Below are 15,856 nucleotides of genomic sequence, written 5' to 3'. Positions count from 1 at the left end.
GATCATCAGCGCAGAGCCGCCAGCGTATTGACGGGATCATCCAGCAGACTCGCGAAAGCGAGCTCCGCGGCCCCGGCCAGCGTCGTGTCATCACCCAGAGCCGTCACCGCCAACCGCACCCGCTCCCGCGACACCGGCAGAACATGCGCGTCGATCCGCGCCCGCACACACGACGCCGCCCCCGGATACACATCACGCAACATCCCCCCGAACACCACCAGCGCCGGGTTGAACAGATTGATGAGATTCACCACCCCGACACCCAGCCAATCCCCCACCCGATCCAGCGCGTCCCGCGCACGAACGTCACCCGCCCCGGCCAGAGCGACCACCGCCCGGATGCCCTCCCTGCCCACCAACTCCCCGGACCGCCCCGCGTAGTCCAGCAACGCCCCCTCCCCCACCTCCGCCTCCAGACACCCCCGCGACCCGCACAGACACGGCCGCCCGTCGAACGGATTCACCAGCATGTGCCCGAGCTCGCAGCCGTAACCGCCATCGCCGTCCAGCAACTCACCACCGACGATGATCCCCCCGCCCACCCCCACATCCCCGTGCAGGTAGATCAGATCGTCGACCTCGGTCCCCGCTCCGCGCACGTGCTCCGCGATCGCCCCCAGATGCGCCTCGTTCCCCACCTCGACCGGCAACCCCAGCCCCAGCCCGGCCGCCAGCTCAGCACCGAACGCCTGATCCACCCACCCCAGATGCGGCCCGTACCGGACCATGCCGTCGGCCCGCCTGATCAACCCGCAGTACGACGCCCCCACACCCACGCACAACGCCCCAGAACCGGCCCCGGCCACCAGCTCACGACCGAAAGCGGCCAGCACCCCGACCACGTCCTCCAGATCCACCCCGGCCCGGGCCCGCACCGCCTCACGCCGCTCCAGGATCCGCCCGCCGAGCCCGACCCGTGCCGCCACCAGCCGGTCCACCGCGACATCGAAGGCGAGCCCGTACAGGGTGCCCTGCTCAGGCATCACCACGATGGACGGCCGGCCCGCCTGCCCCCTCCCGACAGGAACCCCCTCCCTGACCAGCCCTGCCGCCGCCAGCTCCGCGGTCAGATCCATGATGGTGCTGCGGTTGAGCCCCATCCAGCGGCCCAGCGCGGCCCGCGACACCATCCCGTCCCGATGCACGCGGCGCAGCACCTCGCTCAGGTTCCGCTGCCGCACCTGCTCCTGCGTCCGCGCGCCCGCCGCCGATCCCGTCACCTCCGCCACCCTAGAACGATTCGCCGTCGCGGCGGAGGTTTGGTTTTTGTGCGGGCGGAGCGGGAATGCACTAGCCAGCCGCCTTTACATTGTAGATTTCTCTTTTCACGGCGTTTGTCCAGTTCGCGCAGGGGCATGTCCGCACCAACGGGGAGGGGGACCCCATGCCACTCATCAACGTGAAGCTCATCGAGGGCGTGTTCAGCGACGAGCAGAAGGCCGAGATGGTGGAGAAGCTGACCGACGCGATGGTCACGATCGAGGGCGAGAACCTGCGCTCCCTCACCCTGGTCATCATCGAGGAGGTCAAGAGCGGCGACTGGGCCTTCGGGGGCAAGCAGGTGACGGCCGCGGACGTGAAGGCCCTGATGGCGGGCGAGGGCTGACCACCGGAAAGCCCTTACGCGGGCACCTGCGGCTGCCGGTCCTCGCGGGTCTTCTCCTGGTCCACCGCTGCGGGAAGCCCGCCGCGTACGACGGTGTAGACGAACAGGACGCCCATGACGACGACCCCCGCCCACATGGCCTGCTGCCAGCCGTCCACGAACGACTGCCGGGCGGCATCCGCCAGCGCCCGCGCGTGGGGCCCTGCGGTGCCCGCGACCTCGATCGCGTTGGCGACCCCCTGGCGTGCCACGTCCGCCACGCCCTGGGGAACGCCGCCGAGCCTGTCGTCGATGGCGCCGCGGTAGCCGTTCGCCAGGAGGGCGCCGAGCAGGGCGACGCCGAGCGCGGTGCCGAACTCGCGGGTGATGTCGTTGAGCGCGGAGGCGACCCCCTGCTTCTCGCGCGGCAGCGAACCGGTGATGGCCTCGGTGGAGGGGGTCATCGCCAGGCCCATGCCGGTGCCCATGGCGAGCATGCCGGGCAGGATGGACAGGTAGCCGCCCTCGACGGAGACGATGCCGGCCATGAGGGCCAGACCGGCGCCGAACAGCACGATCCCCACTGCCATGGTGGAGCGGGCGCCGATGCGCGCGGCCAGTTTGGGCGCCAGGCCGGAGGTCATCATCATGAGCACGGCCATGGGCATCATCGCCAGCGTGGACAGCAGCCCCGACCAGCCGAGCACGGCTTGCAGGAACGGGAAGAGGACCACGAAGACGCCCGCCTGGACCCCGAAGACCACCAGCAGGGTGACCGAACCGCCGCTCAGGCCGCGCTCGCGGAAGAGCCGTACATCCAGCAAAGACGCGTCCTCCTGGCGCAGTTCCCAGGCCACGAAGAAGATCAGGGCCACCAGACCGGCGACGAGGGCGGCCAGGGTGACCGGGTCGCTCCAGCCGCGCTCCGGGCCTTCCTGGAGCACGAAGATGAGACCCACCACGGCGACCACGGAGGCCAGCGCGCCGACGGTGTCGAAGTAGTGCCCGGAGTGCTCGCGCGAGTCGGGCACGGACCGCATCATGCCGAGCGAGACGACGACCAGCACGACCGGCAGCAGGAACAGCCACCGCCAGTGCGCCACGTCCACGAGCAGCGCGGACAGGAACATGCCGATGATGCCACCACCTCCGGCGACGCCGGTCCACACGCCGATCGCCTTTCCGCGCTGCTCGGCGGGGAACGTCGAGGTGATCACGGCCAGCGTGATCGGCATGATCATCGCGGCGCCCACCCCGCTGAGCACGCGGGCGACGATCATGACTTCGGCGGACGGGGCCAGGCCGGCCAGCGCGCCGGCGGCCCCGAAGACGATCAGTCCGGCGATCAGCATGGGCTTGCGGCCCAGCCGGTCGCCGATCGCGCCGAGCGGAAGCAGCAGGGCGGCCAGGGTGAGGGTGTAGACGTTGATGATCCACAGGATGGTGGTCTGTGCGGCGCCGAACTCGACGGCCATGTCGGGCTGGGCCACGTTCAGGCCGGTCACCGAGGCGATGACCGCCATCAACGCGACACAGACGGCGATCAGGATCGTGCGCAGCTGACGCGCGTCCGGTGCTCCCCCGCCGCTCGGCGCGGCGGACTCCCCCTGTACGGGCTGGTCGGTGCTCATGAGTTCCTCTCTGAAAGGGCCGCGACGGTGTCCGCGTCGGCCAGCAGGGCATTGATGTGCGCACCGGCCAGCGCGCCGGCCGCGGCGGCGGCGCCCACCTGGGCCATCGGGTCGGTGGCGTTGCCGGCCACCCACACCCCCGGCACGTCGGTGGCGCCGGCCAGGCCGGCGGCGAAGCGGCGGCCCATGGCGCCGGGCAGGTCCTCCATCGGCAGGTTCAGCCCGTCCAGGCCGTCGGTACGGGCCCAGGTCACGGTGACGACGGCCAGAACGCGCCGGGGCACGATCGTGCCGTCGGCCAGGACCACTCCGGACAGAGAACCGTCCGCGCCGGTCGCGACCTCCCGCACCGGGGTGTCGACGACGGCGATGCCGCGGGCGGCGAAGCGGGCGCGGGTGCTCGCGTCGAGGCCGGTGCCGCGGGTGAAGTAGACCAGGTTGTCGGTGAGCTGGCGGAACAGCAGCGCGTGGTGGACCGAGGCGGGCCGGTGGCGAGGACGCCGATGGGCTCGTCGCGTACCTCCCAGCCGTGGCAGTACGGGCAGTGCACCACTTTGCTCCCCCAGTGCCGGGCCAGACCGGGTATGTCGGGCAGCACGTCCGTCAGCCCGGTGGCCACCAGCAGGCGGCGCGCCGTTCAGGCCCGCCGCGCCGCCGCCGATGACCACGACATCGACGGTGCCGGCCGGCAGTGGGTCGCTCGTGTGCGCGGGCATGTCCAAGGCTCTCCTCTGTACGCGGGCCCGGCGGATCCGGGCCGTCTGCAGGCGACGCTAGCCTCGCCTTGCACTACGGGCATAGGATGTTGCCTATGAAGCAAGAAGATGAAGACCTGGACAGCCTCGTACGCAAACGCATCCGCGCCCTGCGGGTCGCCCAGGGCTGGTCCCTGGAGGAGCTGGCCAACCGGGCCAGGCTCAGCCAGTCCTCACTGAGCCGCATCGAGAACGGCCAGCGCCGGCTCGCGCTGGACCAGCTCGTCACCCTCGCCCGCGCCCTGGACACCTCCCTCGACCAGCTGGTCGAGACGGCCACGGACGACGTCGTCACCAGCCCGATGATCGACGGCGCCCACGGCCAGCTGCGCTGGCCGATCAAGGCCGATCCCGGCATGACCGTGATGCGTCAGCGCATGACCGATCCGCCACCTGACAATCCCGCCCGGATGCGCGCCCACCCGGGCCGGGAATGGCTCGTCGTCCTGTCCGGCACGGCGATCCTCATGCTCGGCCACCGCCGCTTCCGCCTGGAGGCCAACCAGGCCGCCGAGTTCCCGACGATGATGCCGCACGCCATCGGCGCCGAGGGCGGGCCGTGCGAGATCTTGGGCATCTTCGACCGCGACGCGCGCCGCGGCCACCAGCGCGACGAAGGCTCCGACACTACAGAGACATGAGATCGAACCCCGCAGGTCTTGCGCTTGCGGCAAATCCGGCGGTCATTTCCTTGCGCGGAACGGGAGGAGTCATGCCGTACGCGCATGGCCCCCGTATTGTGGCCTCATGACGCACACGCACACCGCTCATGACCACGGCGACCACAGCCAGGAGGAGCTTCTCGACCTGGACGCGGAAATCCTCGCCGAGCACCTCGACGCCATCACCGCATGGCTGCCCCTGACCACCGATCCGCGCCACATCGTGGACGTGGGCTGCGGCACAGGAGCGGGCGCCTTCGCCCTGCTCGACCGCTTTCCCGAGGCGCGTCTCACCGCCGTGGACGCCTCGCCCGAGCACCTGCGGCGCCTGCGCGAGAAGGCGTGCGCTCGTGAGGTGGACGATCGCCTGGACATCGTGCAGGCCGACCTCGACGCCGGCTGGCCCGAGCTCGGCACGCCGGACCTGGTCTGGGCGTCGGCCTCGATGCACCACATGGCCGACCCCGTCCGTGTCCTGCGACGTGTCCACGACCTGCTCGCGCCCGGCGGCCTGTTCGCGGTCGTCGAACTGGCCCATTTCCCCCGCTTCCTGCCCGCCGACGCCCCCGAGGAGCGGCCCGGCCTGGAGGAGCGCTGTCACGCGGCGGCCGATCACGTCCACTCCGGGCATCTGCCCCATCGCGGCGCCGACTGGGGGCCGATGCTGACCGAGGCCGGCTTCGTCCTCGACGGCGAACGCACCATCGCGGTGCACCTCGACGGCTCGGAGAACGAGGCGATCGGCCGCTACGCGCTCAGCGCGTTGCGGCGCATCCGCGGCGCCGCCGCGCAGGCGCTCTCGGCCGACGACCTCGCCGCGCTCGACGGGCTGCTCGACACCGGCGGTCCGCGCAGCATCCTGCGCCGCGACGACCTCGCCCTGCGCACCGAACGCAAGGTCTGGGCCGCCCGCCGCCCCTGAGCCCAGAAGAGGCTCCGGCTTGCTCCGGCGGCATCGGCACGCCCGATGCTTTGCCTATCACGCAAGGCATCATGCCCGACGAGCATGGCGGCCGTAGGTTGAGTGGCAGAGCCGCGGACCCCGTCGCGGCGTACAGGAGAGGACCAATCTCATGGCAGTCCCAGCCTCCAAGATGGAGGCGGCAGGTGTGCCCGCCGCCTACCATGCCTGGCGCGAGAGCCGCTGGGAGGAGATCGCCGGCGCGAACGGAAAGGCCAAGGTCGTCGCCAATGGGAAGATCATCGGCCGCGATGACCACACTTTGCCCGGTGTTCCCGGAGTGTGGAGCACCGACGAGGCCGGCGCCCTGACGGTGACGGCGTTGGAAGCGGACGGCGTGCGGATCGACGGCAGGACGGTCGACGGCACGGCGGAGGTGCCCGGCGGCGCCCGGCTGGAGTTCCCCGGCGGGCGCGTCGGCTTCGCCGGAGGCGATGACGGCGCGTACGGCATGGTGGTCATGGACCCGGCCGCCGTCGAACGCTCCGGCCTGCGCGGTGTGGACGCCTACCCCTACGACCCCGCGTGGGTGTTCGAAGGCCGCTACCGGCAGGCGCCCACGGACCGCCGCATCGAGGTGGAACGGCTGACCTCGCCGCGCAGCACCGAGGCCGTCCTGGCTCCCGTGGACCTCGTCGTGACCATCGACGGCGCCGAGTACGTGCTGGCCGTCCTCGAAGACTTCCCCGGCCAGCGCCTGGTGGTCTTCACCGACGAGACCAACGGCACCGACACGCCCGCGATCGGCCGCTGGCTCGTGCTGCCGCCGCTGCCGCCCGGCAGCACACTGAGCGTCGACTTCAACCAGGCGACGCTCTCGCACCACCACCTCAACCCGTCCGTCTTCGTGCCCCCTCTCCCCTCCCGGCAACCACCTGCCGATGCGCGTGGAGGCGGGCGAGCGCACCCTCGTCCACGACACGCCCGGCCACCACCAGCGGAAGGACGCATGATCATGAGCAGGCACCTCAAGGACCAGGCCATCGGCTATCTGCGCAGCCTGGAGAAGGCCGACTGGGAGACCGCACGGGGCATGTGCGCCGGGACGGCCACCGTCTGGCACAACGACGGCAAGCCCGAGCAGAGCGTCGAGGAGAACATCCAGCACATGGCGGCGCAGGTCGAGGCGATCGAGTCGATGCGCTACGGCATCATCCGCCAGTTCGCGCAGCCGGGCGAGGTCCTGCAGCAGCACGTGGTGCACGTGGCCATGCGGAACGGCACGCGCGGCGAGGTGCACGCCGCGGTGTACTTCCGCTTCGACGACGCCGGGCTGATCACCCGCATCGAGGAGTACGCCGGCTTCGTACCCGCCGACTAGGGCCAAGCGTCAACCGGGCACCTGCGCGGGACCGACGTGCCGGAACGGGCATGGCCGGATCAGGCCCGCGAGCATGGAAAACTTGCTGAGGTGACCGCACGACGTATCGCCTACCAGGGCGAGCCCGGCTCCAACTCCCATATGGTGTGCAAGCGCCACTACCCCGACTGGCACGCGGTGCCGTGCGCGTCCTTCGAGGACGTGTTCGCGGTGGTGGAGAACGGGAAGGCCGAGCTGGCGATGATCCCGATCGACAACTCGATCGCCGGCCGGGTCGCCGACATCCACCACTTCCTGCCGACGTCGGACCTGCACATCATCGGCGAGCACTTCCTGCGCATCCAGTTCCACCTGATGGCCCCGCCGGGCGCGACCCTGGACACGATCAAGGCCGTGCACAGTCACGTCCACGCCCTCGGCCAGTGCCGCCGGATCATCCGCGAGCACGACCTGGTGCCCGTGATCGCGGGTGACACGGCCGGGGCGGCGCGGGAGGTGGCCGAGGCGGGCGACCCGACCCAGGCGGCCATCGCGCCGCCGCTCGCGGCGGAGATCTACGGCCTGCACACCCTCGCCCGCGACGTCGAGGACGAGGAGCACAACACCACCCGGTTCGTGGTGCTCAGCAGGGATTTCGTGCAGGCGCCGCGCGGGCACGGCCCGGTGGTCACCTCGTTCGTCTTCAACGTGCGCAACCTGCCGGCCGCGCTCTACAAGGCACTCGGCGGGTTCGCGACCAACGGCATCAACATGACCAAGCTGGAGAGCTACATGGTGGGCGGCCATTTCACCGCCACCCAGTTCCTCGCCGAGGTCGACGGGCATCCCGACGATCCCGGGCTGAAGAACGCGCTGGAGGAGCTGGCGTTCTTCACCACGGACGTGAAGATCCTCGGGGTCTATCCGGCCGATCCGTCCCGCACCGGCTGAGCCTCCGACATTCCGGACGTACGGCGGCGCCAGGTGGGAAGAATGCCTGGGTGGCCGATCGCGGTCACGCGCCCGCGCGATCATCGAGGAGCCCGACGGTGAACCTGGAACATGTACTCGTCAACCGCGACGCCGACTTCGTGACGATCACGATGAACCGGCCGCAGCGGCGCAACGCCCTGTCGCTGGCCCACCTACAGGAGCTGATCGGCGCGTTCGGCGCCGCCGGCGACAGCGACACCTCGGGGATCATCCTGGCCGGGGCAGGTCCGGTCTTCAGCGCCGGTCACGACTTCGCCGACGTCGCCGCGGCCGACCAGGACGGGGTGACCCTCATCCTGGACACCTGCCGCCAGCTCATGGAGCTGATCGAGTCGGTGCCGCAGCCCGTCGTGGCCCGGGTGCACGGCCTGGCCACCGCGGCGGGCTGCCAGCTGGTCGCCACCTGCGATCTCGCCGTCGCCGCCGACACCGCAGGGTTCGCCGCGCCCGGCGGCAAGGGGGGCTGGTTCTGCCACACCCCCATGGTCGCCATCGCCCGCAACATCGGGCGCAAGCGCGCCGCCGAGATGGCGTACACCGGTGACACGATCACCGCCGCGCAGGCGCTCGACTGGGGGCTGGTCAACCGGGTCGTGCCCGCCGCCGAGCTCGACGACGCCGTCGCCGACCTGCTCGGGCGGGCCACCCGGGGCAGCCGCGCCTCGAAGGCGCTCGGCAAGCGCACCCTGTACCAGCAGTTGTCGCTGCCGGAGGCGGACGCGTACCGGCTGGCCACCAAGGTCATGGCCGAGTCCTCGCAGTCCGCCGCGGCGCGTGAGGGCATGGCGGCGTTCCTGGGCAAGCGCCCGCCCAAGTGGACCGACTGACGCGCGCCCGCCCTCAAAAGCCGCGCCCGTCCCATCGGGCGTCAGCGCCAGCCGAGTGCGGGCGCGACGTGGGTCAGGACCGAGGTGAGCAGGTGGGCGTTGTAGTCCACGCCGAGCTGGCTGGGCACCGTCAGCAGGAGCGTGTCGGCCGCGGCGATGGCCTCGTCGCCGGCCAGCTCCTTGACCAGCACGTCGGGCTCGGCGGCGTACGTGCGCCCGAAGACGGCCCTGGTGGTGGCGTCGATGAAGCCGACCTGGTCGGTGCTGGTGCGCTCGTGGCCGAAGTACGCGCGGTCCGTCTCGTTGACGATCGGCATGATGGAGCGGCTCACCGACACGCGCGGCTCGCCCTCGTGGCCGGCCTCCTTCCACGCCTCCCGGTAGGCCGCGATCTGCTCGGCCTGCTGCACGTGGAACGGCTTGCCGTTCTCGTCGTCCTTGAGCGTGGAACTCATCAGGTGCATGCCCAGCCCGGCGGCCCACTTGGCGGTGGCGTTCGAGCTGGAGCCCCACCAGATGCGCCGGCGCAGCCCCTCCGAGTGGGGTTCGAGGCGCAGCAGCCCGGGCGGGTTGGGGAACATCGGGCGCGGGTTCGGCTGGGCGAAGCCCTCGCCGTCGAGCACCTTGAGGAAGACCTCCGCGTGCTTGCGCGCCATGTCCGCCTCGGTCTCCCCCTCCCCCGGCTCGTAGCCGAAGTAGCGCCAGCCGTCGATCACCTGCTCGGGTGATCCGCGGCTGATGCCGAGCTGGAGCCGCCCGCCCGCGATGAGGTCGGCCGCGCCGGCGTCCTCGGCCATGTAGAGGGGGTTCTCGTAGCGCATGTCGATGACGCCGGTGCCGATCTCGATCCTGCTCGTCCGCGCCCCGACAGCCGCCAGCAGCGGGAACGGGCTCGCGAGCTGCTGGGCGAAGTGGTGGACGCGGAAGTAGGCGCCGTCGGCCCCGAGCTCCTCGGCCGCCACCGCGAGCTCGATCGACTGCAACAGGGTGTCGGACGCGCTGCGGGCCTTGGAGTACGGCGACTCCGACCAATGCCCGAAGCTCAGGAAACCGATCTTCTTCATAGAGAGTTGAACCTTCCGCGCGTCAAGGACATTCCGCGAGGTCCATCATGGCTTCCCCGGGATGTCGTGCTCTGTTGCTGTTCGTGGCATGACGTACAGGCTGTTGTAATGAGCTTGTGCAGCTCAACCCTTACGGCGCGGACGTGGTGAACTTCGCCGCCGACCTGGCGAACCGGCCGCCGGCGAGCGCCGCAGAACTGGCCGCTCGCTGCCGCGCGGCCGGTCTGGTGCTGGAACGTCCGGTCGAGGCGGCGGATCTCGACCGGACCCTCGCCGTCATCGCCGCCTGGACGAAGGTCGTCGACGCCACGGGACGAGCACGAGAGGGCGGGGCTGGTCAACGAGATGCTCGCCCGGTCGGCCGCCTATCCGCGGCTGACCGACCACGCTCATGGCTGGCACCTGCACTACCGCGACCCGCTGCAGCCGCTCGGCGCGGTGCTGTTCGCGCTGATCTCCGTGGGGACGGCACTGCACCTCACCGGACGGGGCATGGACCGGCTCGGGCGGTGTGCCGCCGACGGCTGCGCGGCGATCTTCGCCGACACCTCGCGCACCGCGCTTCAGCGGCACTGCTCCCACCCGTGCGCCAACCGGGACGCGGTACGCCGCCACCGCGCCCGCCGTTCCACGTCCTCCGCCACGTGACACGCCCGGCAGGCCGATGCGGACGAAGGTGGCTTACGCGACCGCCGGACTGCGGCGGAAACGACCCGGTGGGACGCCGAACTCGCGCTTGAAGGCGTTGCCGAAGGCGAACTCCGACGCGTACCCCATCCGTTCGGCCACCTCCGCCACCGACGCGTCCGACTCGCGCAGCATGCGCGCCCCGTTCACCAGCCGCCACCAGGTCAGGTACGCCAGCGGCGGCTGCCCGACCAGCGCGACGAAGCGGCGGGCGAAGCCGGCCCGCGACATGCCCGCGCGGGCGCCGAGCTCCTCGACCGTCCAGTGGCGGGCCGGATCGCGGTGGACGGCGTCGAGCGCGCGCCCGATCGCGGGGTCGGCCAGCGCGGCGGCCCAGCCGGACAGCGTGCACGGCTCTTCCTGGGTGTCGTAGTAGGCCCGCAGCACGTACAGCTGCACCATCTCCAGCAGGGACGACACCACGATGTCCGCGCCGGTACGCGGATTCTCGATCTCGGCGGCCAGCAGCTCGACGGCGGCGCGCAGCTCGGGATGGCTGCCGAGCGTCGCGGGCAGGTGGATCACGCTGGGCAGCGAGCTCAGGATGGGGTGGGTCCGGTCGAGGTCGATCCGGTAGCCGCCGGACAGGATGACCGTCTCGGGCCCGGTGCCGCCTGTCGCGGCGGAGGCGTACAGCTCGTGATGGGCCCCGCAGTCGGCGTCGACCAGCGGCCTTTCTGGGTCGTCGGTCAGCCCGTACGAGTCGCCGTGCGGCACGAAAACCAGGTCGCCTACGCTCAGCGGAACGGGCTCGCCGTCCGGAGGGATGAGCCAGCAGGACCCGCGCAGAATCAGCTGGAAACCCGCGGACTCGGGCGTCGTGCGGAACCGGACCCCCCAGGGCGCGCGCCAGGAGAAGCGGGTGGAGTTGGGCCGCCCGCACCGCATGAAGGCCACCACATCGCTGAGCACATCCATACGGGAAGTCTAACCATAGAGACGATCGCGTATGAATGTTGGACAGCAACGCATTCAGTATCTCGCCTGTTCTCCCTACGGTGGTGTCCGTACCACCGACTGAGGAGCATTGGCATGCTGAAGATAGGCATCATCCTGGGCAGCACCCGTCCTGGCCGCAACGGCGAGGCGGTGGCGCGTTGGGTTCACGATCTGGCCGTCAAGCGCGGCGACGCCGAGTACGAGGTCGTCGATCTGAAGGACTTCGACCTGGGCAACCTGGACGAGCCCGAGCACCCGGCCACGGGCAACTACCTGTACGAGCGCACCAAGCGCTGGTCGGCCAAGGTGGCGTCGCTGGACGCGTTCATCATCGTGACCCCCGAGTACAACAACTCCTACCCCGGCGCGCTCAAGAACGCGCTCGACTTCCTGTACTCGGAGTGGACCAACAAGGCGGCCGGGTTCGTCGGCTACGGCGTGGACGGCGCGCCCCGGGCGATCTCGCACCTGCGGCACGTCCTGGGCCTGCTCAGCGTGGCCACCGTGTCGAACCAGGTCGGGCTGTCGATCCACACCGACTTCGCGGACGGCTTCCAGCCGGCGGCGGCACACGAGGAACGCCTGAACGTGGTCCTCGACCAGGTCCTGTCCTGGGGCTCGGCCCTGCGCCCGCTCCGGGCGGCCTGAGCCGCGAGCACAGGCGGGTACAGCGGCCGGGCCTGGCGCAGGCCCGGCCCGGCCGCCGAGCACGGACCTGCGCCGGGGTCAGGTCCAGCTGGGCATGACCGGGGCCACGTAACGGGCGCCGAATCCGCCGGTGGGCAGGATCTCGGCGATCACGTCCAGGTCGGCGGGGCCGAGACTGAGCTCGGCGGCGCCGGCGTTCTCCTCCATCCGCCGGGGGCTGCGGGTGCCGGGGATCGGCACGATGTCCTCGCCCTGCGCCAGGACCCACGCGAGCGCGAGCTGGGCGACGCTCGCGCCCTTCGACGCGGCGAGCTCGCCCAGCCGCTCCACGGCCCCCAGGTTCTGCTCGAAATTGCCCGGCTGCCAGCGGGGGTCGGTGTTGCGCATGTCGGTGGCGTCATAGGAGCCGGCGGGCTTGGCTGTGCCGGTGATGAAGCCGCGGCCCAGCGGCGAGTAGGCGACGAACCCGATCCCCAGCTCGCGCAGCACCGGGAACAACTGCTCGACCTCCCGCTCGAACAGGGAGTACTCGGTCTGCAGGACGGAGACCGGCTGGACGGCGTGCGCCCTGCGGATCGTCCGCGGACCGGCCTCCGACAGGCCGAAGTACTTCACCTTGCCCGCCTCGATCAGCTCCTTGACGGTCCCGGCGACGTCCTCGATGGGCACGTCGGGGTCGACCCGGTGCTGGTAGAGCACGTCGATATGGTCGACGCCCAGGTAACGCAGGCTGTTGTCGGTCACCTCACGGATGTGCTCGGGACGGCTGTCGAACTTCACGCCGATCCGCGCGGGGTCGGACAGGTCGAAGCCGAACTTCGTGGCCAGGACGACGTCGTCGCGGAAGTCCTTGACCGCCTTGCCGACCAGGGTCTCGTTGGAGCCGGTGCCGAGGCCGTACAGCTCGGCGGTGTCGAAGAAGGTCACGCCCAGCTCGTACGCGCGCCGGATGGCGGCTATGCCCGCCTGCTCGTCACCGGGACCGTAGGCCATCGTCAGGCCCATCGACCCGTAACCGATCGCCGAGACGGCCAGACCTTGGCGGCCGAGGATGCGCTGTCGCATGATGAGGTCCTCCCTGAACAAAACCAAACGGTTCGGTTTGATTCACTCCACCATACTCCAGTCACGGCACCGTGCAGCGCTAAGATCGTTCCGCCGGGCAGGCCCGGCGTTCCGCCGCGACCGAGCAAGGGCCAGATGAGCGACGAACCGATACGACGACTCCGCGAGGCCGCCGGGCGCACCCGCGAGCTGGCCGGGCAGCGGGTGGGCACCGGACTCGGCCATGAGGACGCCGATGACGACGTCGGCACGATCGGCACCGACGGCGCCGTCGGCTTCGACCCGTTCCCCCTGCTCGAAGCCCTGCAGCGGCACGGCGTGCGGGCCGTGGTGATCGGGCAGGTCGCCGGCATCATGCACGGGTCCGCCGAGCTGACCGGCGACCTCGACCTGCTCTGGGACGGCGCCCCCGAGCACGCCCCGGCCCTGGCGGCCGCCTTCGCCGCCGCCGGCGCCCGGCTGAGCGACGAGCGGGGCGAGCCCGTGGCGACCCGGCCGGAAGCCTTCCTCCGTCCCAAGGTGCAGTTCACCGCCACCGGCGCCGGCGGCGACTGCTGCACCCCGGCGCTGCCCTGGGGCGGTTATCGCGTCCGGGAGGTCCTCGACCGTGCGGTCACCGCGACCGACCCGGACGGCCTGGAGGTCCGCTACGCCTGCCTCGACGACCTGATCGGGATGCGCCGCGCGCTCGGCCGGCCGAAGGACCTGCGGCGGGCGGAGGAGCTGGAGTCCCTGCGCTCCGGCCGCTGACGCGGCGGATCACTAAGATCGGGGCATGGCCAGAACCGACTCCACCCGCGACCGCATCGTCGCCGCCGCGCGAGAGGAGTTCGCCCGGTTCGGGATCGCCGGCGCCCGCGTGGACCGGATCGCCAAGGCCGCCCGTACCAGCAAGGAACGCGTCTACGCCTACTTCCGCACCAAGGAGGCTCTGTACGCGCACGTGGCCTCGGGCGAACTGACGGCGGCGGCCGACGCCATCCACCTGGATCCGGCCGACCTGCCCTCCTACGCCGGCCAGCTGTTCGACTACTTCTCCGCCAATCCCGGCCGGCACCGGTTCATCGCCTGGGGCCGCCTCGAACTGCCTCCTCCCGATCACTCCCCCGTCGAGCCGAACCCCTACCGCGACGCCATCGCCGGCAAGCTGGAGCGGATCCGGCGCGCGCAGCAGGACGGTCTCCTCGACGCCTCCTGGGACCCGGCCGACATCATGGCCCTGGTCTGCCAGATCGCCGAAACCTGGAGCGAGCAGGTCGCGATCGCCACCCTCGCCGAGGGCACCACGGCCGACCGCCGCGCCGCCGTCGTCCGCGCCGTCACCGCCCTCTTCCCTCCCTCTGGCCCCGCCGCCTGAGCACGCCGGGCCCTCGGATCCTGCCGCCTGAGCACCCGGCACTCGGGCCATGCCGCTTGCGCACGCCGGGCGGACGTCGGCCGGGCCGCCGTAGGGTGGAGAGGTGCCCGTCGTGCCCGCTCATCGCAGGTCCGCGGCCCTGGCACCGTTCGTGGCGACGCTGAGCGCCTACGACCTCGGGCCGGGCGGCGTTCATCGCGGGCTGCCCTCGTCCACGATCTCGATCACGATCCCCGAGGCGGACTCTCTGGAGATCGGCCGGCTCGGCTCACGAGAACGTTTCCGTGCCGTGGTCGCCGGGCTCCACCTCGACCCGGCCGAGCTGAGGCAGGAGGGCGGCACGCGCGGCGTGTGGCTGACGCTCAGCCCACCGGCCGCGGGCGCGCTGCTGGGGGTTCCGGCGTCGGCGCTGTCCGGGCAGGTCGCCGAGCTCGCCGACGTGGCGCCGGCGCTGGCGTACCTGCCGGAGCGGCTGGCGGCCTGCCGGTCCTGGCCGCAGCGGCGCGCCCTGGTCGAAGAGGCCCTGCTCGCCGGGCTGAACCGGCACGAGAGGGACACCGGCGGCGGCGAACTCCCTGCCACTCTGGCGGCGCTGTCGGCGCTGTCGGGGACCGCCCGGGTGCAGGAGGCGGCTCGGCGGCTCGGGTGCTCGCGGCGCCACCTGAGCGGCACGGTCCGCGGCGCGCTGGGGGTGACGCCGAAGGAGTATCAGCGACTGCTCCGCTTCGAGGCCGCGCGCGGCGGGCTCGTGGCCGCCGCCAGTGCGGGAACGGTCAGCCTGGCGGCAGTGGCCGCAGCGGCGGGCTTCGCCGACCAGGCGCATCTCACCCGGGAATGGCGGACGATGGCCGGGTGCACCCCGACCGAGTGGCTACGCACGGAGGGCCTCGCCGGCCCCACCACCTGAGACAGGCCACCAGGTCCCCGTTCCCAAATCTTCAAGACCTCCGCTCTCATCCCGGCCCACGATGGGCTCATGACTTCTGACATGCGCCTTTCTCCCCGTCTCATCGTGCCCGACCCCGACCGCGCGTCCGCGTTCTACCAGGCCACCCTCGGCGCCGAGCGGGTGTTCAGCGCTCCCCCGGGCGACGACGGCCGGCCCAGCATGGTCGATCACCGTGTCGGCGGTTCGTCCTTCCGGGTCTCCCCTGCCGTCGCCGCCTGGGGATGGCTGTCGCCCGACGATCTCGGCGGCTCAGCGGTCCTGCTGGAGGTCGAGGTCGAGGATCCGGACGCGGTCGGCGAACGCATGACCGCCCACGGCGCCGAGGTGGTCGTGCCGATCGAGAACCGCCCGTACGGCAAACGTTCGGGCCGCGTCCGTGACCCGTTCGGCCATCTGTGGATCGTCACCGGCGAGCTCCGCTGAACCCCTGCAC

18 protein-coding genes are annotated in these 15,856 nt (G+C 71.3%); 12 read left to right on the top strand and 6 right to left on the bottom strand.

The annotated features are described in order from the left end of the window. Positions 1-5: 5 nt before the first annotated feature. Positions 6-1,229 (bottom strand): ROK family protein, encoded by a 1,224-nt coding sequence (locus tag AB0C27_RS41645; protein WP_357856643.1) that lies wholly within the window; start codon positions 1,227-1,229, stop codon positions 6-8. Positions 1,230-1,384: 155 nt separating this feature from the next. Here AB0C27_RS41645 and AB0C27_RS41640 point away from each other — a divergent pair, with 155 nt between their 5' ends. Beyond that, the gene (locus AB0C27_RS41640) at positions 1,385-1,606 is read left to right on the top strand and encodes a 4-oxalocrotonate tautomerase family protein (protein ID WP_357856641.1); all 222 of its coding nucleotides are present in this window, start codon (positions 1,385-1,387) and stop codon (positions 1,604-1,606) included. A 14-nt stretch (positions 1,607-1,620) separates the two neighbouring features. Here the strand turns inward: AB0C27_RS41640 and AB0C27_RS41635 are convergent, their stop codons facing one another. Together AB0C27_RS41635 and AB0C27_RS41630 are read right to left on the bottom strand one after the other, a co-directional pair. Then, positions 1,621-3,216 carry an MFS transporter gene (locus AB0C27_RS41635; protein WP_357856638.1) on the bottom strand — a complete coding sequence of 532 codons (1,596 nt, stop codon included), beginning with the start codon at positions 3,214-3,216 and terminating at the stop codon, positions 1,621-1,623. Next, complete coding sequence (locus AB0C27_RS41630) at positions 3,213-3,932, bottom strand: NAD(P)/FAD-dependent oxidoreductase (protein ID WP_357856635.1); 720 nt, start codon at positions 3,930-3,932, stop codon at positions 3,213-3,215. Before AB0C27_RS41630 ends, AB0C27_RS41635 begins: the two co-directional genes overlap by 4 nt. A 95-nt stretch (positions 3,933-4,027) precedes the next feature. Between AB0C27_RS41630 and AB0C27_RS41625 the strand changes: the two genes are divergently transcribed. From AB0C27_RS41625 to AB0C27_RS41605, 5 genes are all read left to right on the top strand, one after another. Beyond that, on the top strand, positions 4,028-4,612 hold the full coding sequence (locus AB0C27_RS41625; RefSeq protein ID WP_357856632.1) for an XRE family transcriptional regulator: 585 nt from the start codon (positions 4,028-4,030) through the stop codon (positions 4,610-4,612). A 106-nt stretch (positions 4,613-4,718) separates the two neighbouring features. Beyond that, a complete protein-coding gene (locus tag AB0C27_RS41620) occupies positions 4,719-5,555 on the top strand; it encodes a methyltransferase (RefSeq protein WP_357856629.1) in 837 nt (278 codons plus the stop codon). A gap of 151 nt (positions 5,556-5,706) precedes the next feature. Then, entirely contained in the window at positions 5,707-6,915 is a 1,209-nt protein-coding gene (locus tag AB0C27_RS41615; protein WP_357856626.1) for a DUF1684 domain-containing protein, read from the top strand. 90 nt (positions 6,916-7,005) lie between these two features. After that, positions 7,006-7,845 (top strand): prephenate dehydratase, encoded by an 840-nt coding sequence (locus AB0C27_RS41610; protein ID WP_357856623.1) that lies wholly within the window; start codon positions 7,006-7,008, stop codon positions 7,843-7,845. Between the two features lie 98 nt (positions 7,846-7,943). After that, entirely contained in the window at positions 7,944-8,714 is a 771-nt protein-coding gene (locus AB0C27_RS41605; RefSeq protein WP_357856620.1) for an enoyl-CoA hydratase-related protein, read from the top strand. 41 nt (positions 8,715-8,755) lie between these two features. Here the strand turns inward: AB0C27_RS41605 and AB0C27_RS41600 are convergent, their stop codons facing one another. After that, a complete protein-coding gene (locus AB0C27_RS41600; protein WP_357856617.1) occupies positions 8,756-9,778 on the bottom strand; it encodes an LLM class flavin-dependent oxidoreductase in 1,023 nt (340 codons plus the stop codon). Between the two features lie 345 nt (positions 9,779-10,123). Here AB0C27_RS41600 and AB0C27_RS41595 point away from each other — a divergent pair, with 345 nt between their 5' ends. Next, positions 10,124-10,426 carry a CGNR zinc finger domain-containing protein gene (locus tag AB0C27_RS41595; protein WP_357856614.1) on the top strand — a complete coding sequence of 101 codons (303 nt, stop codon included), beginning with the start codon at positions 10,124-10,126 and terminating at the stop codon, positions 10,424-10,426. A gap of 33 nt (positions 10,427-10,459) precedes the next feature. Here AB0C27_RS41595 and AB0C27_RS41590 read toward each other — a convergent pair whose 3' ends face one another. Continuing rightward, the gene (locus tag AB0C27_RS41590; RefSeq protein ID WP_357856611.1) at positions 10,460-11,383 is read right to left on the bottom strand and encodes an AraC family transcriptional regulator; all 924 of its coding nucleotides are present in this window, start codon (positions 11,381-11,383) and stop codon (positions 10,460-10,462) included. 114 nt (positions 11,384-11,497) lie between these two features. Between AB0C27_RS41590 and AB0C27_RS41585 the strand changes: the two genes are divergently transcribed. Beyond that, on the top strand, positions 11,498-12,052 hold the full coding sequence (locus tag AB0C27_RS41585) for an NAD(P)H-dependent oxidoreductase (protein WP_357856608.1): 555 nt from the start codon (positions 11,498-11,500) through the stop codon (positions 12,050-12,052). 78 nt (positions 12,053-12,130) lie between these two features. On the opposite strand, the gene AB0C27_RS41580 is transcribed toward AB0C27_RS41585, so the two are convergent. Next, positions 12,131-13,117, bottom strand: a complete 987-nt coding sequence (locus tag AB0C27_RS41580) for an aldo/keto reductase (RefSeq protein WP_357856605.1) — start codon at positions 13,115-13,117, stop codon at positions 12,131-12,133. A 135-nt stretch (positions 13,118-13,252) separates the two neighbouring features. On the opposite strand from AB0C27_RS41580, the gene AB0C27_RS41575 reads away from it, so the two are divergent. The 4 genes from AB0C27_RS41575 (at position 13,253) to AB0C27_RS41560 (ending at position 15,846) form a co-directional block, all read left to right on the top strand. Then, positions 13,253-13,867, top strand: a complete 615-nt coding sequence (locus AB0C27_RS41575; protein ID WP_357856602.1) for a hypothetical protein — start codon at positions 13,253-13,255, stop codon at positions 13,865-13,867. Positions 13,868-13,892: 25 nt separating this feature from the next. Further along, positions 13,893-14,474 carry a TetR family transcriptional regulator gene (locus AB0C27_RS41570; protein WP_357856599.1) on the top strand — a complete coding sequence of 194 codons (582 nt, stop codon included), beginning with the start codon at positions 13,893-13,895 and terminating at the stop codon, positions 14,472-14,474. Between the two features lie 103 nt (positions 14,475-14,577). Further along, positions 14,578-15,381 (top strand): helix-turn-helix domain-containing protein, encoded by an 804-nt coding sequence (locus AB0C27_RS41565; RefSeq protein ID WP_357856597.1) that lies wholly within the window; start codon positions 14,578-14,580, stop codon positions 15,379-15,381. Positions 15,382-15,450: 69 nt separating this feature from the next. Beyond that, a complete protein-coding gene (locus AB0C27_RS41560; RefSeq protein WP_357856594.1) occupies positions 15,451-15,846 on the top strand; it encodes a VOC family protein in 396 nt (131 codons plus the stop codon). Positions 15,847-15,856: the final 10 nt, after the last annotated feature.

This window comes from Nonomuraea sp. NPDC048882, assembly GCF_040649755.1.
Classification (GTDB): domain Bacteria; phylum Actinomycetota; class Actinomycetes; order Streptosporangiales; family Streptosporangiaceae; genus Nonomuraea; species Nonomuraea maheshkhaliensis.
Note: the sequence above shows the minus strand (reverse complement) of the source record. Positions and strands in the feature narration are given on the sequence as shown.